19 protein-coding genes are annotated in these 25,062 nt (G+C 43.0%); 6 read left to right on the forward strand and 13 right to left on the reverse strand.

Annotation, left to right across the window (positions count from 1 at the left end; all coding sequences use genetic code 11):
- Window positions 1-17 precede the first annotated feature (17 nt).
- The 4 genes from ACFFGT_RS14985 to ACFFGT_RS15000 all read right to left on the reverse strand — a co-directional run bounded on the left by ACFFGT_RS14985 (window position 18) and on the right by ACFFGT_RS15000 (window position 6,986).
- Window positions 18-3,242, reverse strand: coding sequence for a TonB-dependent receptor (locus ACFFGT_RS14985; RefSeq protein ID WP_377023343.1), 3,225 nt, complete (start codon window positions 3,240-3,242; stop codon window positions 18-20).
- A 209-nt stretch (window positions 3,243-3,451) separates the two neighbouring features.
- Window positions 3,452-4,645, reverse strand: a complete 1,194-nt coding sequence (locus ACFFGT_RS14990) for a FecR family protein (protein WP_377023344.1) — start codon at window positions 4,643-4,645, stop codon at window positions 3,452-3,454.
- A 45-nt stretch (window positions 4,646-4,690) separates the two neighbouring features.
- On the reverse strand, window positions 4,691-5,269 hold the full coding sequence (locus ACFFGT_RS14995; RefSeq protein WP_377023345.1) for an RNA polymerase sigma factor: 579 nt from the start codon (window positions 5,267-5,269) through the stop codon (window positions 4,691-4,693).
- Window positions 5,270-5,996: 727 nt separating this feature from the next.
- Window positions 5,997-6,986 carry a helix-turn-helix domain-containing protein gene (locus tag ACFFGT_RS15000; RefSeq protein WP_377023346.1) on the reverse strand — a complete coding sequence of 330 codons (990 nt, stop codon included), beginning with the start codon at window positions 6,984-6,986 and terminating at the stop codon, window positions 5,997-5,999.
- Between the two features lie 363 nt (window positions 6,987-7,349).
- Between ACFFGT_RS15000 and ACFFGT_RS15005 the strand changes: the two genes are divergently transcribed.
- The gene (locus ACFFGT_RS15005; RefSeq protein WP_377023347.1) at window positions 7,350-8,378 is read left to right on the forward strand and encodes an aldo/keto reductase; all 1,029 of its coding nucleotides are present in this window, start codon (window positions 7,350-7,352) and stop codon (window positions 8,376-8,378) included.
- A 156-nt stretch (window positions 8,379-8,534) separates the two neighbouring features.
- Here ACFFGT_RS15005 and ACFFGT_RS15010 read toward each other — a convergent pair whose 3' ends face one another.
- From ACFFGT_RS15010 to ACFFGT_RS15050, 9 genes are all read right to left on the reverse strand, one after another.
- On the reverse strand, window positions 8,535-9,128 hold the full coding sequence (locus ACFFGT_RS15010) for a Crp/Fnr family transcriptional regulator (protein WP_377023348.1): 594 nt from the start codon (window positions 9,126-9,128) through the stop codon (window positions 8,535-8,537).
- 536 nt (window positions 9,129-9,664) lie between these two features.
- Window positions 9,665-10,654, reverse strand: coding sequence for an LLM class flavin-dependent oxidoreductase (locus ACFFGT_RS15015; protein ID WP_377023349.1), 990 nt, complete (start codon window positions 10,652-10,654; stop codon window positions 9,665-9,667).
- 103 nt (window positions 10,655-10,757) lie between these two features.
- A complete protein-coding gene (locus tag ACFFGT_RS15020) occupies window positions 10,758-13,478 on the reverse strand; it encodes a TonB-dependent receptor (protein WP_377023350.1) in 2,721 nt (906 codons plus the stop codon).
- Window positions 13,479-13,755: 277 nt separating this feature from the next.
- Window positions 13,756-14,667, reverse strand: a complete 912-nt coding sequence (locus tag ACFFGT_RS15025; protein WP_377023351.1) for an SAM hydrolase/SAM-dependent halogenase family protein — start codon at window positions 14,665-14,667, stop codon at window positions 13,756-13,758.
- 257 nt (window positions 14,668-14,924) lie between these two features.
- The gene (locus ACFFGT_RS15030) at window positions 14,925-16,145 is read right to left on the reverse strand and encodes a peroxiredoxin family protein (RefSeq protein WP_377023352.1); all 1,221 of its coding nucleotides are present in this window, start codon (window positions 16,143-16,145) and stop codon (window positions 14,925-14,927) included.
- An 8-nt stretch (window positions 16,146-16,153) separates the two neighbouring features.
- On the reverse strand, window positions 16,154-16,570 hold the full coding sequence (locus tag ACFFGT_RS15035) for a hypothetical protein (protein ID WP_377023353.1): 417 nt from the start codon (window positions 16,568-16,570) through the stop codon (window positions 16,154-16,156).
- Window positions 16,571-16,598: 28 nt separating this feature from the next.
- A complete protein-coding gene (locus ACFFGT_RS15040) occupies window positions 16,599-17,201 on the reverse strand; it encodes a hypothetical protein (RefSeq protein WP_377023354.1) in 603 nt (200 codons plus the stop codon).
- 227 nt (window positions 17,202-17,428) lie between these two features.
- Entirely contained in the window at window positions 17,429-17,776 is a 348-nt protein-coding gene (locus ACFFGT_RS15045; protein WP_377023355.1) for a cupin domain-containing protein, read from the reverse strand.
- A gap of 608 nt (window positions 17,777-18,384) precedes the next feature.
- Entirely contained in the window at window positions 18,385-18,741 is a 357-nt protein-coding gene (locus ACFFGT_RS15050) for a winged helix-turn-helix transcriptional regulator (RefSeq protein ID WP_377023356.1), read from the reverse strand.
- A 110-nt stretch (window positions 18,742-18,851) separates the two neighbouring features.
- On the opposite strand from ACFFGT_RS15050, the gene ACFFGT_RS15055 reads away from it, so the two are divergent.
- The 5 genes from ACFFGT_RS15055 to ACFFGT_RS15075 all read left to right on the forward strand — a co-directional run bounded on the left by ACFFGT_RS15055 (window position 18,852) and on the right by ACFFGT_RS15075 (window position 25,010).
- Window positions 18,852-19,736: a PhzF family protein gene (locus ACFFGT_RS15055; RefSeq protein WP_377023357.1), complete on the forward strand. Its 885-nt coding sequence runs from the start codon at window positions 18,852-18,854 to the stop codon at window positions 19,734-19,736.
- Window positions 19,737-20,073: 337 nt separating this feature from the next.
- The gene (locus ACFFGT_RS15060) at window positions 20,074-20,994 is read left to right on the forward strand and encodes a family 2A encapsulin nanocompartment shell protein (RefSeq protein ID WP_121228816.1); all 921 of its coding nucleotides are present in this window, start codon (window positions 20,074-20,076) and stop codon (window positions 20,992-20,994) included.
- A complete protein-coding gene (locus tag ACFFGT_RS15065; RefSeq protein ID WP_377023358.1) occupies window positions 20,978-22,903 on the forward strand; it encodes a family 2A encapsulin nanocompartment cargo protein cysteine desulfurase in 1,926 nt (641 codons plus the stop codon). Before ACFFGT_RS15060 ends, ACFFGT_RS15065 begins: the two co-directional genes overlap by 17 nt.
- A 9-nt stretch (window positions 22,904-22,912) precedes the next feature.
- Window positions 22,913-23,731 (forward strand): serine O-acetyltransferase, encoded by an 819-nt coding sequence (locus ACFFGT_RS15070; protein ID WP_377023359.1) that lies wholly within the window; start codon window positions 22,913-22,915, stop codon window positions 23,729-23,731.
- 10 nt (window positions 23,732-23,741) lie between these two features.
- The gene (locus ACFFGT_RS15075) at window positions 23,742-25,010 is read left to right on the forward strand and encodes a cation:proton antiporter (RefSeq protein WP_377023360.1); all 1,269 of its coding nucleotides are present in this window, start codon (window positions 23,742-23,744) and stop codon (window positions 25,008-25,010) included.
- Window positions 25,011-25,062: the final 52 nt, after the last annotated feature.

Here is a 25,062-nt window from a genome sequence, read left to right on the forward strand (position 1 = left end):
GCGTGATCCTTAATGAATTAAAACGCTAAATTGAGTCCGAACATAAACTTACGTGTCATCGTATATCCATAGGTTTGCGTGTCCTTGCCTGCATTTTCCGGGTCCCAGCCTACATAATCTGTAAAGATGAAGGGGTTTTGACATGAGGCGAATACGCGCAACTTGCTAAGCCCTAATTTGCCTGTCAGGCTCTTAGGCAGGTTGTAGCCAGCATTGATGTAACCTACCCTTACGTACGAAGTCTTCTGATAATATAACACTTCCATCGGGCCCGAAGGTACGCCCGGGCGCACCCAGGTACCACTGGTGTTTTGTGGGGTCCAGTAGTTGAGCTTCAGCACATTGAAATTCTCGTTGTCCTCCAGCGAGTACGATCCATGGAACTGCGAATATGAATATTGTCCCTGGCGGGTGGTCACCGTAAATGCCAAATCAACATTTTTATAAGTAAAAGTATTGGTGATACCTCCTGTCCATTTAGGGAAAAGCGATCCTTTAAATACCTTGTCGGCATTGTTTATGGTGCCGCTGTTATCAATATCGCGCACTTTGATACTACCTGGTGCCAGTCCGTATTTTTTCGCTTCTGCAGCCTCGTTTTCACCCCAATAACCAACCTGGTCATAGGTCCATACAACACCTACAGGTTGTCCCACAAACCAGCCGTTGGCCTCATCGCGGCTCGAACCATCAGAAAGGCTTACAATTTTATTGCTATTGGACGCAAAGTTGAGCGATGTATTCCATGAGAAATTATCGGTTTTAATGTTGACGGTGTTTAGGCCAATTTCAATACCCTTGTTGCTAACAGAGCCCACATTGTCTGTCAGGCTGGTAAACCCATTAAGTACAGACATCACCCTGTTCATAATAACGCCGTTGGTGCGGCGGTTGTATATGTCGATCGTTCCGCCGATCCTTCCTTTGAAGAGTTCAAAGTCTAAACCAAGGTTAAACTCGTTAGTTCGCTCCCAGGTCAGGTTTTTATTTGCAAAGCGCGTTATAGACGATGTGTTCACCACATTTGAGGTGCCAAAAAGGTACCTGGCATTGGCTACTGTTGGATAACTGCTATAAGGCGACACGCCATTATTGCCCGATACACCATAGCTAAAGCGCAATTTCAAATTAGAAAGCGGGGTTTTGTCTTTCAAAAACTCCTCTTCAGAGATTCTCCAGGCAGCGGCTGCTGAAGGGAAGAATGCCCATTTGTGCCCTTCCGCAAGTTTAGAGCTACCGTCTGTACGCCCTGTAGCGGTTAAGAGGTAGCGTCCCTTATAGTCGTAGTTGAGACGTCCAAAATACGAATCCAGCTGTTCTTGTATATAACCGGTAGACATGGAAGACATTGTTCCGGCTCCCAGGTTATACCAATCATAAGCATCGGTAGGGAATGCTCTTGCCGCCTCGGCCGAATTCATGATGGATGATTTATAATAGGACGAACCCAAAAGGAAATTTACAGTATGATCACCCCAGGTTTTATCGGCTTGCAACAAGTTGTCCCATGTATATTTTACCGTGCGTCCTGCCTGGTATTGAGCACTGCTATTAGCCAGCGCTCCTGCACCGGTTTTTGTCATCGACCCTATGTACGATCCATATTCTGTATGCGTGATGTCGGGCGCAAAAGTGGTGGTAAACTTCAGCCAGCTCAGCGGTTTCACTTCAAGGTATACGTTTCCAAAAGTATGCGTATTGTTGGTTTGCGTATGCCTGTTCTTCTCCTCTATAAAAGGGTTGGTGATAGTTGTTATTCCGTCAGGATAGAACTTAAGCGACCCGTCGGCATTATACTTATCAGACAACGGATTGAGGCGATAAATGGTTCTGAAGGTTTCGGGGCTGGCTTGCTTAGTGATTTCGTAAGCTGTATAGATGGTAGTCCCTATTTTAAATGTTTTATTAATCTGCTTATTTAGCGATGCATTCAGGTTATAGCGGGTATAGCCGTCGCCGCTAATTTCGCCATTTTCAGAATTGATTGCTGCGCCCAGGCTGTAAGTAAGCTTTTCTGCACTGCCATTCACGCTCAATGCATGCGATTGCGAGTAGGCCGTCTTCAAGATCTGATCCGGCCAGCTAATAGATTTGCCTGCCTGGTAGTTATTGTATGCCGCCTGGCCCAGCAACTGCTGCAGGTCAGGCTGGTAGTTAGGGTTGGTATAGTTTTGTCCTTTGCTACGGTCTATACGATATTGTACCCACTCATCGGCATTGGTAAAGTGGGGCAGGTTCATGGCATTGCTTATCGAGCCTGAGCCTGTATATTCCACAGTATTTCTGCCTTGCTTTCCTTTTTTGGTGGTAACAATGATTACACCATTTGCACCGCGCGAACCATAAATGGCCGTTGAAGAAGCATCCTTCAATACGTCGATCCGCTCAATATCTGTGGGCGCAATGTCATTGATAGAGTTGACATAGATACCATCCAACACATAAAGGGGTGGATTGATGGCACTTAAGTCTGTGCCCGATTTAATGGTGTTCTGTCCGCGGATGGAGATATCGAAGCCCCCACCAGGCTTAGTACTATTTGTTACGATGTCTACACCCGGTAGCTGACCGGCCAGTGCCTGCACGGCGTTGTTGAAGTGCGTAGCTACCAGCTTATCGTTAGATACAGAACTCAGCGCCCCGGTAAGGTCGGTACGTTTCTGCGTACCGTAACCTACCACCACCACCTCGTTAAGCGCCGAAACATCTTCCTGCATAGTTACGGTAAGCGTACCGCGATCGGCAGGGACCTCGATAGTTTTATATCCCACGTACGAGAACACCAGCACCGCGTTTTCATCGGGCACGGTGATTGCAAAGTTTCCATCTTTATCGGTTGAAGATGCCGCGTTGAACGTTTTGCCCTTTACAATAACCCCAACCAGCGGGCTCCCTTTTTCATCAGTTACTTTGCCGGTGATCCTGCGTGGCGGAATTGGTGATTTCCGTTCTTTAACCACGATAGCTTTGTCTTCCTTAGTAATGGTATACGTTAAGGGTTGATTGCTAAAGATCTCTGCAAGTACATCTTCCAGTTCGGCGTTCTTTAAATTAACCGTAACGGGTTTGGCACTTTTAATTAGTTTCAGGTTATAAAAAAAATCATAGCCAGTTTGATTACGAATGTCATCAAACACCTGTACCAGGGATGCTTTACTTCTGTTAAGCGTAATCTTCTGTGCATAGGTACTGGCGCTTACCTGACAGATGGCCATTGTTAGTATGATGATACTGAGTTTCATAATTAACAGGCATTTTTTTAAGACATGGTAAGAAATACCGCGTGTGACTTGTAAAAAAGTTTTATACATTTGTTATTAGGGTTTATTCAAGAAGTCTTGTTTATGTACTATTTTTCCGTTTAGAGAGCGGAATGGTAAGCCCCAAACATAGGCCAGTGGTGGTTCCAAGCACCCCTGGCTTTTTTTGAGCTACCGTTTGCTAATTGGGTTTATTGCATAACGGTCACCCTCCTTCCTTCTATTTTAAAGTGAACATTTCCGGTTAATTCCATAATCTTCAAGGCTGAAGACAGGTTCTTGTAGCGGGAGATCTTTCCGCCAAAGCGTAAAGACGGATCCACATTGTTCGCATATTTTATATCTATATTATACCACCGGGAAATCTTCCGCATCACATTTTCCAGGCTGTCATTAAATTTGAAATACCCGTTTTTCCAAGCCATCACATCTTCCAGGTCAATATCATTAGTTACTTTTGTACCGGCGTCACTTACCTGCGCCTGTTCACCCGGAATCAGTATGCGCGAATAACCGTTATTGGAGATCTTTACCGAGCCTTCCAGCAGCGTCGTTTTCATGATCTCGTCGTCGTCATAGGCCATAATATCGAAATGGGTTCCAAGCACCTCAACGGTCTGCCCTCTGCTGCTTACTTTAAAAGGCATTTTTGCATTATGGGCAACCTCAAAATAGGCCTCCCCTTTAAGCTGAACTTTCCTTTCGTTCCCGGTAAAATAAGTTGGATAAGTGAGGCTTGATTTAGCATTTAACCACACCCTTGATTGATCGGGCAGGATAACCTGCCATTGTCCGCCGGTAGGGGCTTCTATCGTGTTGTATCCGGGCGCAAGATCATCGTCTGTTACCCCGTTCGGCAATTCATAAGCGATCTGACCGTTTGCCGTTTTAGCGATTTTCACATTAGCCTGTACAGCAATCTGCCCGTTAACGGAATCAGTTAAAGTGATTTTTTGGCCATTGGCCAATGTGAGAACGGCCTTATTGCTGCCCGGCCTGATATCATTTTTTTGAGCGATGGTATTACTTTTTACAGGTTTTGAGGCCTGGCGAAAAAGTACGGCAATGGTAGACACCACGATAATTACAGATGCAGCTGCCATTACCGGTTTCCATATTGATCTTTTCTTCTTTGCTATTAAAGGAATTATGTTTGATCCGGCTATTTTTTGCTGAAGCTCCTCAAAATGTTTATCGCGCAGACGTTTATGCGATGCATTACCCAGCATAATGACCGTTCTCCTGAGTTCCTCAATTCGCATCTCTTCTTCAGGATGGTCCGCCAACCATTTGTTCCAATATCTGACATCATCATCGTTTCGTCCGAAACAATAGTTCAGGAAACTCTCCTCATGTAGTAAATACGCAAGATCTTTGTCCAACATTTGCGGTAAGCTTTGGACAATAGAGCAGGAAGCTTTAGATTTTACCTATGCTTTTTGAAAAAAAATTAAAAAAAGAAGCGAAAAGAGAGAAATGGCTGCAGCAAGTGCGCTGGCATAGTCCTGGCCTATCAGTTTTCTAAGCCGCTCGACCGAGTTGTATATCGTATTATAAGCCGTTTTTATGGAGATGTCGTTTATCTCGGCTATTTCTTCGTAAGTAAGGCCGAGATAGAATTTTTGGTATACGATCTTTGTTTGGCTGTCAGATAACTGGCTGATATAACTATCCAGGATCTGTGTTGCTTGCTCCCGGCTTGTTTGCTGAATATATTCAGCTTCTGCAGAAGGGTAAGCCGGCATTTCAGGCAGGTCCTGCAACTCCAGGCTCTCTTCCGCACTAAAGCGTGGCTTTCGGAAGAGATTACGTAAAAAGGCTGTTACCAGGTAGTTATGATGATTCCGTATGTGTTGTAACCGTATCCGGTTTTCGAATACGTAAAGGAAAAGGTCATTAATGCAATCCTTTGATTTATCAAGTGTTGCTCCTTTCAGATTACCCAAATAAATCAGGTAATCGTGATAATGACAATAAAGCTTATAAAAATCGTCATCATCCCCTTCCATAATGAAAGTGTCCCAATGTATTTTCAACGCTATACCGGACTTTCCGTAACTGAACATCACCTCTGAATTGTGGGGAAGCAATCCGGTCACAAAATTGGATGCTGTTTATGCATTCATGGTTTAGGCAGTATTATCAATTTGTTAATAATAGCTATTAAAATAAACCTGGAGGTAGATTGGACGTAAGAATTTTCCTGGATATAAATATTCCCGTGAACACCATTTTAGAATGCAATTCGATAATCGATAAAAAAAGAATTATGTGTTTTACAAAGTCCAATCGGCGCACTTCTTTAAACAATACAGGAAATAGTCGAAACAGATGCTTTACAATATGTGAGAAGAAAAATTCATTTCAGGCCGAATCGATTTTTCTAAGGATCGTATATGTTGCTTACATAATGATCTTGGGATTCGATAAATATAGGATTGTTCAACAACGACATAGAAAACTCGCTATTTGAACCATTTTCAATTCTGGTAAATCTGCCAATCTCTTCAAATCATAAAAGAAATGATTTGTTATACTTAAAGTCCGAACCACATTTTTTTCAAAGATTCTCGATTTCTATTCGGAATCGAGGCTTTTGTTTTTTTATATATTGAAAAAGCTGATGTCCATTGAGGTTACATTAAATGGTTAAAAATGTTCAATGAATTGCCGTATCGATGGACTAACTGCCGTCGAACTTTGGTGTTTCTTTTTACAATTCTTTTAGCAGAAGAACTATAGCGGAACTTTTAGTACTTCAGATAATCTAACTGACTGGGGCCTATATAAAGGACATGATTCTCTATAACTTAATGGCGTTTGGCCGGTGCACTTCTGAAAGAAGGTCGAAAAATTATTGGGGTCGTCAAAACCCATGTGATTGGCAATCTCTTTGATTATAAAACTCGAATTAGATAACAGGTATTTACATTCAGAAATGATCTTGTTATTAATATATTGCTTTGCATTCAACCCATTGTGTTTTTTAAGCAGGAAATTTAAATGATTAGGGTGAACGTTGAGTGTCTTTGCATAAAATTGTACGCTCCTGTGTGTTTTATAATTATATTCCAGTAATTCTGAAAACCTGTGAATAACGGGGTGATATCCTATTTCATTGCCTATAAATGATGTCTTAGAGAACAAACGGTCACAATGGATCAACAGTTCCAATATTTTAACGGCCAGCATATCTTTGTCTTCATTCTTTATTTCATCTGCTTCATTCATCATTTGCTCAAATATCCTGGATACAGATTTGGCTTGTGACTTATTAAGATATAAATAAGGCTTGGAAATGGTCCTGAAGATCTTTCGGTTGATAATGGATTCTTTTGGAAATACGGTTTTAGAAAAAAAATCAAGGTCAAAATGCAACAGGAATCCTATGCAGGCCAAGGTATCATAACGGCTGGATTGAATAACCCTGGCGGGAATTATAAAAAGGGTATTATTAAGTATCGGAAAAGCATGTTGGCCGATATTCTTTAAACCCGAGCCTTCCTTAATCAAGGCAATTGTGTAAATAGACTGCCTGCTTGGGGGCACTGTGCCGTTGAATATCCGTACCACCCTCCCGAGGTCATGCAACAAATACTCAAATTTATACTTTAATCGCTTATCAAGATCGATTACTCCGTCACCTGAAAATTTAGTAAAAGCCTGTAAATATCTGGCTAATACTTTATCCTTTTCAGGTCGGGTTTCAGTAATTTGTAAATTCATAGCACAATAATTAATTGACTTACAAATGAGCTTTTATAAAAATTCGCGATTTTAAATAGTCTTATACAGGCAATTGCCTGCCCGTAACCATTGACATAGACGATCTATCTTTGCAAGGTTCGCCTGTACATCCGGCGCCTGCAATACATTTTCATACAGCCCGAAGGATAACCGACACAAGTTTAACAATTGCTCATATCTCACCTATTGACAATTGTCAATTTATAATCACCTGAATATTATTAATTGGAAAATCGGTAAAAGCTATTCGCTACAAAATTTATCTGATATATTTTTATACAAATGTCAAATTTCCTCCCCTGCTAAACCCTCAACTTTACATTACATAAATCAAAAACACTTATGAAATATAATTTTTTAGGAAACACCGGCCTGGTGGTATCCGAGATCTGTCTTGGTACCATGACATTCGGTGGAAGCAATGGAGGCATACAGGAGGCGGTTGGCAATTTGCAGCAAAAAGAAGTAAACGACCTGATGAAAACTGTAGTCGATTCTGGTATCAACTTTATCGATACCGCCAATGTTTATTCATCAGGCCAGTCAGAGAGGCTATTAGGCCAGTCTATCATAGACCTCGGCCTTAATCGTAATGATCTCGTGATAGCTACCAAAGTACGCAGGCGCATGGGTGAGGGAAAAAACAACGTGGGTCTGTCGCGTTATCATATTTTTCAATCGGTAGATGAAAGTCTGCAACGTTTACAGCTGGATCATATTGATGTTTTATACGTTCATGGCGTTGATCCTAAAACCCCTGTCGAAGAAACGATGAGAGCCCTGAACGATATTGTACTGACAGGTAAGGTGCGTTATATCGCCGTATGCAACTGGCCCGCCTGGATGGTGATGAAAGCCCTTGGCATAGCCGGCAAACATGGATGGAACAAATTTGTTGGCTCGCAATACTACTATTCATTAAGCAGCCGCGATATAGAACGTGAAATATTGCCATTGGCTGCCGATCAGAATTTGGCCGTAATGCCATGGAGCCCGCTGGCAGGTGGTTTCCTGTCAGGAAAATATACCCGCAATAACGAGAAAGCAGGCGATTCGCGCAGGGATACATTTGACTTCCCTCCTGTTAACAAAGAAAAGGCTTATGACATCATCGATGTTATCACCGAAGTTGGCAAGCAATATAATGTTTCTGCCGCGCAGATCGCGTTATCGTGGGTCCGCCTGCAAAAAGGAATTACCAGTACTATTATCGGCGCAAAAAAAACGGATCAATTGCTTGATAATATCCGTTCAACCAAGATCGAACTATCTGCAGACGATTTGAAAAAAATCGATGAAATAAGCGCGTTACCCAAAGAATATCCTGGCTGGATGGTTGAATTGCAATCGGAAGACAGGGAAATTAAATAGTCTGAAAACCGGGAAGTCCGAAAGACGATGCATACAGCTTTCGGACTTCCCGGCTTATACGGATTTTTGGACGCAGAAAGCCTTAAACCTGATATATAAAGCAAGATCATTTATTTAAGCGGCCCATTAATAAAAAAGATGTAACTTTTTTGCAACCTATTGGGCTTTTAGATACACCTTTTTTAAGCGGCTAAGTGTTTCACCGGAAACCCCAAGATAGGAGGCTATCATTCCCTGGGGAAAGCGATGTAAGAATTCGGGATTAGTCTTGCATAGGTCGTCATACCTTTCTTCTGCAGTTAAACTAATAGCGGCCAGAATGCGTTTGTTAATTGTGATAACCGCCTCCGGATAAATGACATTCATCATTGCTGCGATTGCGGGTATTGTATGGATCAAATGATCGAGTTGTGCGTTGCTTACCATCAACATATTTACATTTTCAACAGCCTCTACATAGTAAGGGCTTGGGGTGAGCTGCTTAAAACTCTCATGATCTCCGGTCCAAAATTCCTCGACCGCAAGTTTAAGGACGTGCTCATGTCCTTTTTGGTCAACCCTAAACATTCTTGTGGCTCCGCTTACTATAAAACCCATGTATTTACACACATCTCCCTCTTGTAGGAAATACTGCTTTTTATGGAGTTTTTTTGGCTTGAATTTTTCCTGAATGCGAACCTTATCATCTTCCTTCAAGCTAAGGGATGATTTTTTTTCAATATACCGGAAAAGAATTTCAAAGCTATTCATTACAATTTATCAGTTCTGTTTTTTGACAGATATCAAATTCAATTTATCTGGCACATTTTTACACAAATGTCAATGTTTTTTGATGAAGCCAAAAATTGGCTTCATCTGTTTTGCAAATTTTACTTAATAATAAATAATAGAAAAACATACTTTTTCAATTCCTTGGCGCTTGTAAAACCAATACTATATTTTAAATATTTGTTGCCAAAATTTTCTGTCCCGGCGGGGTCTCTGAAGGGCCCCTGCGTTGTGAAAGCGAATTTTTAACGGGTAAATAATTGAACCAAAATAGTTATACCTCCAGATCCGTTATTAAACACAAATCAGGCATGAAATAGTTCGGGATTTGTGCAGCAGCCACCACAGCAACAAAAAAACTTCTTAACATACCATGGCGATTAGGGGCATCGGATCCTTTCGCAAATCATTTGCCACAGAAGGCCTGGTTTTTATTTGCTCTTCAAAAAACACCTTCTGCTACAGCTTCGCTCTTAATATTTGCTGCAGTTTTTTCCTATCTTATATATGTCATCAATTTAAGTGTTCATCGCTTCGGCCAGTAAACGGTATGATTTCAGTTTCGCATCCTGGCTGTAAATATGCGAAGTAGCCATTAGCTCGTTAATGCCCGTATTTTTTATAAAGGCGTTAAGCTCATTGGCTATAGTAGCCTTGCTCCCGATAAACGAATAGGTAAGCATCTGCATTGCAGCTTCGCGTTCGTACGGGCTCCAGATTCCGTCCATACTCTCAACAGGTGGCGGCAAAAGCTGGCGCCTGCCTGTAATAATACCCTTAAATAATCGTTGCAGTGAAGTGGCCAGGTAATTTGCCTCATCGTCGGTATCGGCGGCCACAACATTCACGCATGCCAGCACATACGGCTCTTGTAAATGCAGGGACGGCTTGAAAGTTTTGCGGTAAAGGTCAATAGCCTGCAGAAAATAAGTTGGTGCAAAGTGGCTTGCAAAGGCATACGGTAACCCTTTTTCTGCGGCAAGTCTGGCACTATCCAGACTGGACCCCAAAATCCAGATCGGGATATCAAGCCCTTCGCCCGGGATAGCGTTAACACCATTCGGATGATCGCCTGCAAAATAATATTGTAGCGCTTCCACATCCCTCGGAAAGTGGAAAGCGGAATTCATGTTTTCACCACGAATAGCGAACGCCGTGGTTTGATCGGTACCCGGTGCCCTGCCTAAACCCAGGTCGATACGACCAGGATACAACGTTTCCAAAGTACCGAATTGCTCGGCGACTACGAGCGGAGAATGATTGGGCAGCATAATCCCGCCCGAGCCTACACGAATTGTTGACGTATGGCCTGCAATATGACCGATCAGCAAACTGGTCGCCGAACTGGCTACGTTAATCATATTATGATGTTCAGCAAACCAATAACGGGTATAACCCAGTGATTCTGCCTGCTGGGCATTAGCTACACTTCCGCTAAAACTGTCTGCAATGGTATGTCCTTCTACTACTGTTGCCAGGTCGAGGACTGAATATTTGATAGATGTCATCAACCAAAGTTAACGAGCAATTAGCACAAGGCCGGGCAAGCCGGCGGAATTTTACTTTTGCCTGTCATCTTTGCCCTGTGCTGAAATTGAGATGATTTTTATCCTATTTCCCCGAAGGAATATTAAGCGTTAAGCGACCGAAAAAGAACGATCCCAATGTCCCCATTTGTACCGGAGCGTATTTAAATACACCAAAATAGCTGTTATCATAGATCTGCTTATCAGGATAGATATTGAACAGGTTATTAGCGCCAATAGTAAGGGTAAGCGGGTTAACAGTATAACTAAATGAAATATCGGTAACTATTTTACCTTTAAACTGCTGTTCTTCGCCAAATGGAAAATCGTTACGGTTAACCGCTCCAAAATATACGTTACGCAGCAGCATGCTAAACTTTTTATAGCTGTAAGTTAATGACAAATTGGTTTTAGTATGCGGTGTCCCTTTTACTATCAGCGTACTGTCGTTAGGTGAAAAGAAGATCCGTTCCTGCCCTTTTAGCTGGGCCGGTACATGAATGCCTGTTATTTTATTGGTGTTGATATTAAAACCCAACGACGCGTTGAACCTGTTATTGCCACTGCGGATGGTATAATCGGCCACCACATCAATACCTTTAGTACGGGTATCAACTGCGTTACTAAAAAAACGGGCAGAGCTTGCACCTAACGGGTTAATGATATCTTGTATAGCCGGCACGGGGTTTCCATCCGGATCAAACCCAAAACTACCTGTTAACACTATCCTGTCTTTAATATTGATCAGGTAACCATCGGCAGAAATGTTCAGGTCTTTTAGCGGCTGGGCTGTAAAACCAAAGCTATAATTAACTGATTTTTCCTGTTTTAATTTGGGGATGCCCAATGCTTTGGCAACAGCACTATTATTGGTAAAAAAGCCAGATGCACCTAAAGTATTATCAGGCAAAATATCTGTACTTACATAGCTGAAGTATTGCTGCTGCAATGACGGTGCCCTGAAACCGTTACTTATGGCACCCCGCAAGTTGAAACCGCTGGCTATTTTATATCGTGTTGCAAATTTGCCGCTCAGCGCCGATCCGAAATCGCTGTAATGCTCAAAACGGGTGGCCCCGCTGATGAGCCATTTTGATGTTACATCCAGTTCAGCATCGGCATAAACTCCTGTATTATTACGGCTTTTATCTACGGCGTTCTGCGGCGAGAAGCCAGGGAACGACTGCGAGCCACCAGCCAGTCCCGAAGGGTTTGAAACGGTACCATCCGGTGCGGTTACCAGCGCGTAGTTTTTCCATGAAGCTTCTTCGCCCGCACGGATCTGATATTTATCAACCCTGAACTCGGCTCCAAAGGCAAGGTTCAATCCCTGCAATACATCAAATTTACGGCTGATATCAAAGTTGGTGGTGTTTTGTAAAAACTCGTGACCGCCTGCCTTAAAGCTGGTTGGCGATTTATCTTCAAGTGAAGCATTAACAGTATTATTTACAAAATAATCAAACCTGTTATCGCCGAGGGTATTGCTCAAATCAGCCTTCCAACTACCCAGCGTGTGCTTAAAACCAAAGGCGATCGACCTGTCGCTGATGTGGGAGGTGGTATTGGGCTGGTAACCATCAGGGAAAATGCTGTAAACATTTACCGTATAATCGCTTGGCAAACGGCGAAAGCCATAACCCTCACCCTGACGATAGCTATACCCGCCAAAGGCATAAAACTCGCCTTTACCATCACTGAACGGAAGACTCAGGTTAAAGAACGACGCTATGTTTTTGATCTTCGCATCCCCTATCTGAAAATTAAACTTATCACGGCTCAATCCCTTCTGTTTCAGCATATCATCATCGTATTTGCGTGAAGCAGCCGGATCATCTGTAAAATCATAAGCGAAGTAATTATTCAACGCCGACTGGTCAAAAATGATGAGATTGTTGTTCTGTGCGCGGGTTGTGCGGTCGCGGATATAGCCTTCACCTGTAATGTTGATATAACCTCCGTTTTTACCCAAAGCGGTGCCGTAATTAAGATTAAGCTGCCCTAAGCCGCCATCACCTTTTGAACTTACGCCGCCCGTGGCTGATGCAAACAGGTCGCCGGTATTTTTTTTGAGTACGATGTCTACAACACCCGCAATAGCGTCAGAACCGTATTGTGCCGAAGCCCCATCACGTAACACTTCTATCCGCTCAATTGCCGAAGCCGGGATAGCATTCAGATCGGTACCAACTGAGCCGTTACCAATAGTACCCTGGTTATTTACAAGTGATGTGGTATGCCTGCGTTTGCCGTTAATAAGCACCAGCAACTGATCAGGTCCAAGACCCCGGATACTCGCCGGATCAATATGTTCGGTACCGTCAGACGATGACTGCCTGTTGGAGTTAAATGATGGCGACGCATATTGTAATAGTTGGTTAAGATCGTTTTGAGGCGTTTGCTGTTGAAGTTTACCTATATCAAATACATCAACCGGTGCAGTGGTATTTAACCGGGTGCGGCCTGCGCTCCGGGTGCCCACCAGTACCACTTCGTTCAGTACATTACCAGATGAAGGCTGCAAAGCAATATCAAACTTGTGCAAACCAGTTATGGGCTGGATGTAAGCTTCATAACCCACAAGCGTAACCTTAATAGCTTTATCAGTATTGGCAGCCGACAGGCGGAATGATCCATCGGCAGTACTGGCTGTCCCCCTGCCCGACGGCTGGGCAATTACAGTTGCGCCATTAACGGGCTTACCTGTATTATCGGTAATGTGCCCTGTAATTACCTTATCCTGTGCAATAGCAAAATGATTGATGAACAGGAAGAGCAAAATAATGGAAGTAAGTTTTTTTGTCATAAGGATAGAATTAAATAAATAATCGCTTTTAAAAACGAGGCACCTACTGAGCCTAAAATCAATTCGAAAACATTTCTACAAGCACGCAACTCCGCTGGAGTTGTGAATTACAAACAATCGGTTCCAGCGGAGTCGCGTGTTTATAGTTTAAAAAATAAAATGTCCGGGCTCCGTAGGTGCCTCCTATTTGCTCCTTGTTCTAAAAGCAATTTCTTTCATCAGTAAACAGTTTATTAAAACCGTTACCGTACATTATGCACCGGTAACGATTTATATCTTATTTTTTTGAGGCAAGCGATACTTCTACACTCCAGTCGTTGCCGCTGGCTATTTTGTGCACGTCGGCAAAACTGGCCTGGTTAAGTGCGAAAGATAGCTGCAGCAGGCTGTTGAGGTAGCTTAAGGGTTTTCCCTGTGCTACCGCGCCAAATGTTTGGCTATATGGGGCATCACCTTCATAAGCTTTTTTACCGCTGTGGTAAATAACAACATGTAAAGCATCGCCATATTGGGGGTTAAGCTGTTTAACCAGGTCATCGCCTATATTTGTCCAGATGTTGCCGTATTGAATATCAAGAATGGCTATGGTGCCTTTCAGCTTTCCGTTTTCCAGCACTGCTTTTTGGTAAGGGATATTTACAACCTGTTTAGGTAATGCAGGCCCAACCTGCTCAAAATTGATTACCCCCGCGGCTAAACGGGCGGCAGTGTAAGCATAAACATCACGACCGTGAAAAGTATAGGATTTACCCGAATCTTTACGACGGTTAACAGCCTCATCTATTTCCCTGATCTCAGCTATTCCCAGGGCCTCGGCAACCAATGTAAGTGTGCCGTTATCAGGCGTAACAATAAACTGGCCTGTATTGGTTTTCAGCACTACCGATTTACGCGTTGTACCAACGCCAGGGTCAACAACCGAAACAAACACGGTACCAGCCGGCCAATAGTTTACCGTTTGGAACAGGCGGTATGAAGCCTCCCAAATGTTATAAGCCGGGATTTCATGGGTAAGGTCATACAGTTTCAGGTCGGGAGATACGCCGTTGGCAACACCTTTCATGGCCGAAACCGCACCATCTTTTAATCCAAAATCCGATTGAAAAACAACGATTTTATTTTGAGCCGAGGCTATGCAGCAGAGTGCTGATAAAAAAACAACACTAACGAATTTGAACAGATGTTTCATAATAAGGTGTATAATATGGTTGTAAATTAATTTTGTATGGAATGACTTAAATAGAGAACGAATAACAGATCGTCATTGCGAGGTACGAAGACAACCGAACGTAGAGAGCTCATTAATACCTATAAAAATCAAATTATAATTATTAATAATCCCAAACTATACAGAGCGGATCTGCCAATCGGGGATTGCTTCGTACCTCGCAATGACGGTTTTCATTATATCATTTCTATAAATAATTTAAAACAATCGTTAGTAGATCAAATTGCATCCTTTTTCAGCAGCTGATCTACCTCTTCGTTAAATTCCCTGATAAACTGCGTATAATAAGCTCCTGTTGCCGGGCCGGTAAAACCGGTATAGATCTTATCTACATTCCCTTTTTTATCAATAAACAATATGGTGGGGAAGGATAAAAATGTATTTAAAGCCGGGAAAGATTCGGCTACTGCTTTTTTATCCGCCAGGCCGCCGAACACTTCGGTGTAGGTAATATTAAACCGCTTTTTAAAATTCCCCATCGCATTTTTCACATATGCAGGATCAGCTTTACGCTCAAACTGCACACCAATAACCTCTACACCACGGCCTTTGTTCTTTTGATACCAGGGAGCTACAAATCCAGCCTCATCAATACAGTTTGGGCACCAGGTACCGCCAATGGTTAAGATTACTACCTTATTTTTAAATTTATCGTCTTTCAGAGAAATCCGGTTGCCATCCTCATCCGGCAGCGAAAAATCAAATGTTTTATAACCTTCTTTTAAATAAGTCAATTTATAAGGATCAGGTAAAGCAGCTTCTGCATTTTTTGCAGCGGTAAACGATGTGCCGTTTGCAGTACCTGTAATCTGTCCTGAATTATCGAAAGTACCGGTATAATAGGCTGCTCCGCCTCCAATAAAGGATGACAGGTAAAATTTATTGCCCTGTACAACACCTTCAAGGTAACGCGAATCGCCTGTAATACTTAAAAAGGTAGCCTCCAGTTTACTCCCCTGTTGTTTAAAGATACCAACTTTCTTTTCATCCGTGCCGTTTCTGCCTTTAAATGTTGCATCGTACTTGCCTGAAATATCTGCCGCAGGTTTTTCACCATTATCGGCAAAGCGGTAGGTTTCACCAAAAGTAGCATCTAAGGGCGTAGTACGGCCCGGGAGATCTTTTTTGCGAAGTGCACCACTGAGTTTTTTATCACCGATCTGAAGCGCCAACTCGTTATCAAACTGATCGAAGGCGATGAATAACGAGTCACCCTTTTGGCTTACTCCGCTGGCAGCGAAACGTTCGGGTCCGTTGATGAGGAAAACTTTAGCGGTAGCAGCGGTTTTTCCTTTAACTTCAAAATTAAAAGGTACTTCGGTACCATTTTGCTGGCGGAAAACACCCCGCCAGGGGCCTTCGGCAATAAAGGATTGGGCATTTACTGTTGTTGCGATAGACAGGCTGAAAAACACCAGTGCATATAATCTCTTTTTCATTTTATCATTTAATTTAAGGGTATAGTTTCCACAGGTACATCCCAGTGGGCAATGACCAGCTCAAAGCGCTGCTGTTCGGCTTTGGCATAGCTTTCCTGGTCAGGAAAAAGCTGTTTCTTGTAAGGATCAACAATGCTGTAATCAAGCGCAAGGTGCTCTGTTTTAAAAGTGAGTGTCACCTTAAAATCCCAGCGGGTATCTTCGCCGCTATGCAGCACCGGTGTTTCGGCTTTAATGCTTAGCACATCCCCTTTTTCCTGCAATTTTTTGAGCAGCGGGTAGTGGTTCTTTTTCCAAAGTGCAATAAATTCGTCGGCATGGCCCCATTTAAGTTTGTAATAATTTTCGATGGTTAGGGGTTTGTCCTGAGCAAATAAAGCAGTACTAAAAAACAACAGTATTGCAAAGAGTTTAATTTTTTTCATTTCTTTATTTTGTAAAAAGGTTGCCTAATCAGGCATATTGTAATTCTGAGCTCCTGATGCCAGGATCCCGCCTGATGTTTATGTGTGAAAGCACTACCTTATAAAAGGTATCAATTAGGTAGTCGGCCAACCTGACGATATGTTTTTTTTCTCCGGGATTGCTGTTGTGATCAGGGAAATCTTTCGGATATATCCTGAACCTGTCAGCAACAATATCCATTGGGTTAAAATAGAAATGTAAATTTAAACCGTAACCCCCAATATCAGAAGCGGGAACAACTTCCGGTTCATTAGGTTCAACAAGCATCAGCTGTCCTCCTAAATCACAGATGACTGACTGAAGCTCATTAACTTCCCAAAGATACTTTAAGCCGTAGGTACGCCATGCGTTACTGTAAAAGCTAACAACCAATGAACTTCCCGACAACTTCCTGATCAGCACTGAATCTGGCGTATAAACGTTTGGAGGGATAAATCGACTGAAAGTACCGTTATTTTCAATGTGAGCTTCATGAGCACAGTTGCTTTTTATCGCCCGGAGCACCGATTGCCGGATGACAGGTATTTCCAGCTCAGCGATGATCTCGATTTTATGAAATCCCGGGTATCTTCCGACAGGTTTACACATCATATAAGCTTCTTTAAGTTCTTTATGTATCCTAAAAACTATTTGCCTGCTAATATAATAAATACACTATAAAATCTATAGATTTTATAGTGTATTTATTATGGAGAGTTTATAATTTTCCAGATGAAGGAGATTGCGCAGAATTGACAGCATTTTGGAACAACCTAACCGGGGGCCTTTTGGCTTCTGTTTTAACATTTAATATGGCCACGAACGACCATATCTTTAGTTTATTTATCCCTCTCTACCCGAATGGTCTCCATCGAGGCGCTTTCAAACGTTAGATTTACAGATCGCGGAGAACCGGGCCTTGTACGGTGTATCACATTTCCCGGTACTGTAAATAACTGGTTAGGCAATAATTCTACTGTCGATTCCTCAAGATCAATAAACAGTGAACCTTCAATCACTAAAAAACTTTCGTCGGAGTTTGGATGGAAATGCCAAAAGAAAGGCTCTGTCATAATACTAAGCCGTACAACGTGATCATTTACCATAGCAATTGTTGTATTGCTATACCGCGCATTAATGGCACTCTTTGCTGCAATATCGATGATTTTTGAATGTTCGGCGTTCATAGTAAATTAACCCTCTCCACGTCGGATGGTTTGGAATTGATCCACAATCTTAAAATTCTTTTTCAACCTAAGAAGCTGTTTAAATTTGATAGAGATAATATACCCCCAAACGTCATTACGAGTAGGTAAAATCCGGGGCCCTGACGGAGGAGATACGTTATCTTTCCTTCAGATGCCGCGGATTTTACTTACTACCCACGACATGATAAATAAAAAAGAATCCCGTCAGCAGATAAGCTTCGGGCGAAAACGGATAGAACAATGGTGGCCTTGAGTGCAGGAAAGGGCATAGCAAGTTTTTGCAGAAGCTCGGGTGAGTGGGTGCGAAGCAGGGCAAAATAATTGCAGTCCGTGGTTCTATCCGTTTTGCAGGGCAAAGGCTTGTGCGCAAAGAAGCCTATCTGCTGACTTGATTTTTTGGGTACTTTTGTATCAAGACAAAAGTACCTGGTCACGCGCGGCCAAGAGCGCAACGATGTAAGTTTATAGTACAAAGACCGTTACCTGCCTGTCGGGAATTGCTTCGTACCTCGCAATGACGTTTTTTTTAGCTTTTTTATAATATCAAATTTAAACAGCTTCTAAGATAGAAAGGTACAGGCTCTAAATTATTTAATTTGCTGCCGGTGATTTAACCCCCATTTCACCAGGCTTTCCGTAACCGGAAAAACGCTGAGACCATATTGGGTTATGGCATAGCTTACAGTCACAGGCTTTGTATCCATAACAGTGCGGGTAACTAACATATTGATCTCAAGCTCATGCAGTTCTTTTGAAAGCATTTTAGCAGAGATCCCTTCTACTTCGCGCTGGATTTTTTTGAACGTATTGATTTCGTGGATGTGGTTATTAAGATGCCTCATAATTCTCAACTTCCATTTACCGCCAAGGATTTCCAGGCTATCCCGGATAGCTGTCAACTCCTGCTCACAGGTAACGTCCTTAGTTTCCGCATTCTTTTCCATTATTCAAATATAAGATAGTTAACAAGAGGTAACCGGTTACCTCTTGTTAACCCATGAAGATAGCTAAATGTTACTATTTAAATTTGTGGATACATAAATATCAAACAACAATGAACGAACTAAATTATTATGTGCTGGATGTATTTACCAACCAGCGTTATAAAGGGAACCAATTATCTGTGGTTTACATCGAAAATGAACTGGATCTACAGCAGTACCACGATATTTCAAGAGAATTCGGGTATTCAGAAACTTCGTTTATACATTATAACGCAAATGAAAACATCCTTAAGGTGCGGTCATTTACGCCTGCTAAATTTGAAGTTGCCGGGGCTGGTCATAACCTTTTAGGTGCTGTTTGCCTGGCGCTGATTAAAAAGTGGGATATCTTTAAAAATCAGCACAGCGAAAAATTGGTAAAGATCAAAGACACCAACATACCATTAAAAATTACCGAATTGAATGGCATACCTTATGTGGGTATGAAACAACGGCCAGCCAGTATAAGCGGCAAGCCCCCTAAAGAAATCATTGCGGAGGCAGTAGGTTTAAGCCCAGAAGAGCTTGATCTGAACGGATGGCCTGTCAGCATTGTAAAAACAGAAGTTGCGCACCTGATGGTTCCTGTCCGCAATCTGGAGGCCCTGAAAAAAGCCACCTCTAACAAAACAATGTTAAAGAAAATCTCAGAACAATATGGGTTCGAAGGTTTTTATCTCTTCACTGTAAACGGTATTACCGAGGGGTTCCTTGCCGAATCCAGGTTCTTCAATCCGGGTATCGGGATAGATGAAGACCCGGCTACCGGTACCGCGGCAGGCCCGCTTGCCGGCTACCTTCATCAACTCGGCTACATAAAGCAGGACGAGGATCACCAGATACTCCAGGGTGCCTATATTGAACACCCATCGGTTATCCATGTAAACGTATCCGCAGACGGTGTGTGGATCAGCGGTTCATCAGTCATTGTAATGGAAGGCAAGCTGTTCCTGTAAACAACTGAAACGGAATAGCACAACCACGTTTGATCAACAGTAGTTTTACCACTGCTGATCAACGGCAATTATTCATCGTACACATCGGCATCTCTCCTTTTACAGGAGCAGGAATTAGCACCTTTTACATATGGTAATGTACAGGTTACCAAGACTTCATGATGCCTTCCCCTCCGTTTTTTCTGGATAAGTATTAAAGAACTGATAATGCAAACATGTAATAAAATCTATAATTCCTATAGATTTTATATATTTTTATTTCTTATCATTGCAAAGCAGGTGTTAATAGTTGAAAAACACCACTAAATCAATCTTTAAAACACTTATTAATTATCTAATGCCCGATCAAAAACCCAAACAAACCGCCCTTGGTGATGTAGCCGCCAGACAGTTGGCCGTAGCCACCCGTACCGTTCCGCAATTATCAACCATCACCCCACGCTGGTTAACTCATTTATTAAACTGGATCCCTGTTGAATCGGGCGTTTACCGCTTGAACAAGGTTGTTGATGCCAATAATGTGGAAGTAGATTGCTCCAACCGCGATGAGCGTGAATTGCCGTCGACATATGTTGATTATGAGGAAAACCCAAGGGAATACAACCTGAGCGCTGTAAATACCGTACTGGACGTGCACACCCGTGTGTCCGACCTTTACAGTAAACCTTACAACCAGATCAGCGAGCAGTTACGCCTCACCATTGAGATTGTTAAAGAACGCCAGGAAAGCGAGCTGATCAATAACACCGAATACGGTTTGTTAAGCAGCGTAGCCCCATCGCAAAAAATAAAAACAAGGCTTGGCCCTCCTACACCAGATGATCTGGATGAACTGATCACCAAAGTTTGGAAAGAGCCAGGATTTTTCCTGCTGCATCCCCTGGCTATAGCTGCTTTCGGTCGTGAATGTACCCGCCGGGGCGTACCGCCACCAACCGTTTCCTTGTTTGGTTCACAGTTTATTACCTGGAGAGGCATCCCGCTTATCCCATCGGATAAACTGCCTATCGTCAATAACAAATCAAAAATCATCCTTTTACGCACAGGCGAAAGCAGGCAGGGTGTAGTAGGCTTGTTCCAGCCAGGCTTACCTGGCGAACAATCACCGGGATTATCCGTGCGGTTTATGGGCATCAATAATAAAGCAATTGCCTCATACCTTGTTTCGCTTTATTGCTCATTAGCTGTTTTGGTTGATGATGCTATAGCTGTTTTGGAAGATGTTGATTTAGGTAACTATTATGAGTACAAATATTAATCCGGATAACCTGCCCAACCTTCAGGAACTGGAACAACTGGCCAACCAGTTTTTCAAAGTCGGGCCGGGCGGTATTGTAAATCAATTACCAGCTCAGCAAGCTCCTGAGGCTTTTCCATTGCCGGGCAGTATAGCTGATGCAGGTTTATTTAACCCTCATCAGCATGCAGATGCACCTGCAACTTCAGTTCCTTCAAGCACCATTGGCGATGGCGGCATTTCACCATCGGCCATTAACCAGCATAATGCTATCAACCTCAAAGATCCGCAAACCAGTTTCGCGGATCCTAATTTAAGCGCCCATGCTAACGCTTCGGAGCCTGTTCAGCATAGCCCGGTTAATACCTTTGGCGCGCAATTGCCCTCGAAGCCCGGCTTTGGTTATGATTCGTACCTGGTGAAAACTGATCTCATACCTGATGTAGCTTTAAAGCAAAACTTCCCGGTTGAGCAGCTTTCACCCGCTCCCGAAAACCTGCTTCACTTGCCTTATCAGCAGGATCAGGTTTTTGAGGGAGATTTGAAGAAAATATTGAGTAATATCCATTCATCAGGCCCCTCAAATGCTTTACCGTTTACCGGTGCACCTGTAACAACCGAAATTCCGTTTTATTTTTTATCGGATAACCATGGATTACCCAAGGTAAAATCCGATCAGGAAAAAGTTAAGCAGGTTGGTATCAGTGGGATTATAAGTCCGCCGTTTGATGTAAACATCGTAAGGCGGGATTTCCCGATATTACAGGAGCAGGTGAATGGCAAACAGTTGATATGGTTGGACAATGCAGCTACCACCCAAAAGCCCAAACAGGTAATTGACCGCATCACCTATTTTTACGAGCACGAAAACTCAAACATCCACCGTGCTGCCCATGAACTGGCGGCAAGGGCTACAGATGCATATGAAGGCGCTCGCAAAAAAGTGCAAACCTTCCTGAACGTGGGCTCCATAAACGAGATCATTTTTGTACGCGGCGCCACCGAAGCGATCAACCTGGTAGCCAAAAGCTGGGGCGAGCAAAACCTGGTTGCTGGCGACGAGATCATTGTAAGCCAGTTGGAACATCATGCCAACATCGTTCCGTGGCAGCAACTGGCGGCTAAAAAAGGGTTAAAAATAAGGGTGATCCCGGTTGATGATGACGGGCAGATCATACTTGATGAATATGTAAAACTGCTTGGGCCTAAAACCAAACTGGTTTCATTTACCCAGGTGTCAAACGCCTTAGGTACGGTTACACCGGCAGCACAGATTGTTCACCTGGCACATTTGGCAGGGGCTAAAGTATTGGTTGACGGAGCCCAGTCCGTATCGCACATGCCGGTTGATGTACGGGCTTTAAATGCCGATTGGTTTGTATTTTCCGGTCATAAGGTATTTGGCCCTACGGGTATCGGTGTGCTTTACGGAAAGGAAGATCTGCTAAACCAAACCCAGCCCTGGCAGGGTGGCGGCAACATGATTAAGGATGTTACTTTTGAATATACCCAATATCACGACGCTCCCGGCAGGTTTGAGGCCGGTACAGGTAATATTGCCGATGCTGTTGGCCTTGGTGCGGCCATTGATTATGTAACCCGCCTCGGTATGCCTGCTATTGCGCAATATGAACATTACCTGCTTGTTTATGCAACGCAATTATTAAAAGAAGTAAAAGGGATACGACTGATTGGTACGGCACCCGAAAAAGCCAGCGTTCTATCATTTGTGCTGGATGGCTACAAAACCGAAGAGGTTGGTGCAGCACTAAATCAACAGGGGATTGCAGTACGTTCGGGCCATCACTGTGCCCAGCCTATCCTCCGGCGCTTTGGTGTTGAAGCCACGGTGCGGCCATCACTGGCATTCTATAATACCTGTGCCGAAATTGATTTACTGGTAAAAACGCTTCACAGTCTTAAACGATAAACCACCACAATGAAAGACGATAAGCTCGATAGTTTTATACAACTGCTTTATCAAACCCATAAAGCCGAATGGGAGGCCACGCCAAAGATCAGGGCTTGCGTTGGCTGGCTGTCTGATCTGTTTGAGTTTTTGTTTCCTAACAATCATGCCAACAAGCTATCTATATATGGCGGTCACTTAAAAAAGAACCAGATAGACCTGGAAAACATACTGTTAAGTTATCTTGACCCGAAAGACATTGATGTTGAAGGAGCTGTAATCGCTTTCTATGATTCTTTGAATGAAATATATCAGGACCTGCGGCATGATGCGTCGATGATTTACGAAAAAGACCCTGCAGCTACCAGCGTGCACGAAGTAATTGTATCTTATCCGGGCTTTTATGCTATTGCTGTTTACCGTATCGCTCATCAGCTTACCCGGCTGGCTATACCCATTTTGCCCCGGATCTTATCCGAGCACGCACACGGCAAAACCGGTGTGGATATTCACCCCAAAGCCGAAATTGGTGTGCCGTTCTGCATTGATCATGGAACCGGCATAGTAATAGGCGCTACCAGTATTATTGGAAAACATGTAACTATTTACCAGGGGGTAACCTTAGGTGCGGCACAAGTGAGTAAAGATCTGTCTGAAACAAAACGCCATCCTACCGTTGGGGACAACGTGGTAATTTATGCCCGCAGCACTATTTTAGGCGGCCGCACACTAATAGGCCATCATAGTGTAATAGGAGGCAGCGTGTTTTTAACCAAAAGCGTCGAACCGTTTTCACATGTCTTTAATACCCATCAGTTAAGAATTGAGGTAAAGGAAGGTTTGCAATAATTTTTTAAATATGGTTTCTAAACTTAATTCATCAGAGATAATACATTTCCTGCTTATTCTCCTGATCATCCTGATACCTGCAAGATTATTGGGAGAACTGTGCCGCAGGTATAAACTACCTGCCATTATTGGCGAGATCTTCGCCGGTATCATTGTTGGGCCTACCCTGCTGGGTTTATTATTTCCCGGTCTTTTTAAAAATATCTTCATCTCAACCCCGCATGCTTTTGAAGCATTTGACGGCATTGCCAATATCGGCATCATTTTACTCATGTTTATTGCCGGTTTTGAGGTAGACCTGAAACAGATCAGGCAGAATGGGAAACAAGCTATCAGCATCAGCCTGACAGGCATTATATTTCCTTTTGCAATTGGTTTTGCGGCAGTATGGTTCCTGTACCAAAGTCATTTTGCCAATGGTTTTAATAACCAATTGGTCACTTCGTTATTTTTCGGGACCGCGCTCTCCATAACAGCACTTTCTGTGATCACTAAAATACTGCTCGACCTTGATATTCTTAACACGCGTATCGGCAACATTGTATTAACAGCTGCTATGGTTGATGATTTTCTGGGCTGGATCTTGTTCTCCGTTATCATTCAGCTCATGAACGTTGGCAAAGGCGAGGCCTCATTTTGGGCAGTAAGTGTAGTTATACTTTACGCGGTTTTTATGCTAACGGGCGGGCGCTGGCTTATTCATAAGCTGCTGGCTTTTGCAGGCAAGGGAGAAAAACCGGGCAGGGTACTCACCATGGCCGTTTGCCTTTGCCTCATCAGCGCATGTATTACCGAAGGACTTGGCGTGCGCGGCATATTCGGGGCTTTCCTGGTTGGTGTCGGCATCAATGATTCTGAATATTTTAAAGAGAAACACAAGCATGTATTACATCAGTTCACCATTAATGTGCTGGCACCGCTATTTTTTGCATCAGTTGGGTTAAGGTTGAATTTTATCGCCAATTTTAACCTTGAGGTTGTAGTGATCATCCTCGTCATCGCATGTCTTGCAAAACTTATAGGTGCCGGAATTGGCAGTGCCATGAGCGGCATGAGCAAAAATGAATCGATAGCGGTTGCTTTTGGAATGAATGCAAGGGGTTCGCAGGAAATTGTCCTGGGGCTGCTGGCCCTGCAGGCAAAGATCATCAGTGAGCCGGTGTTTGAAGGCCTGGTGGTAATGACCGTGGTAACCATGATCATATCAGGCCCGATCATGAAACATTACTTTTTGAAAGAGCAAAAATTGCAGTTAGAAACGGAAGCTGTGGTTTTATAAAAAAGGTTACTGATAATTTCTATTAAACTTCTTAGTCGCTGTTTAAAATTGA

This window comes from Mucilaginibacter angelicae (assembly GCF_042434235.1).
Classification (GTDB): domain Bacteria; phylum Bacteroidota; class Bacteroidia; order Sphingobacteriales; family Sphingobacteriaceae; genus Mucilaginibacter; species Mucilaginibacter angelicae.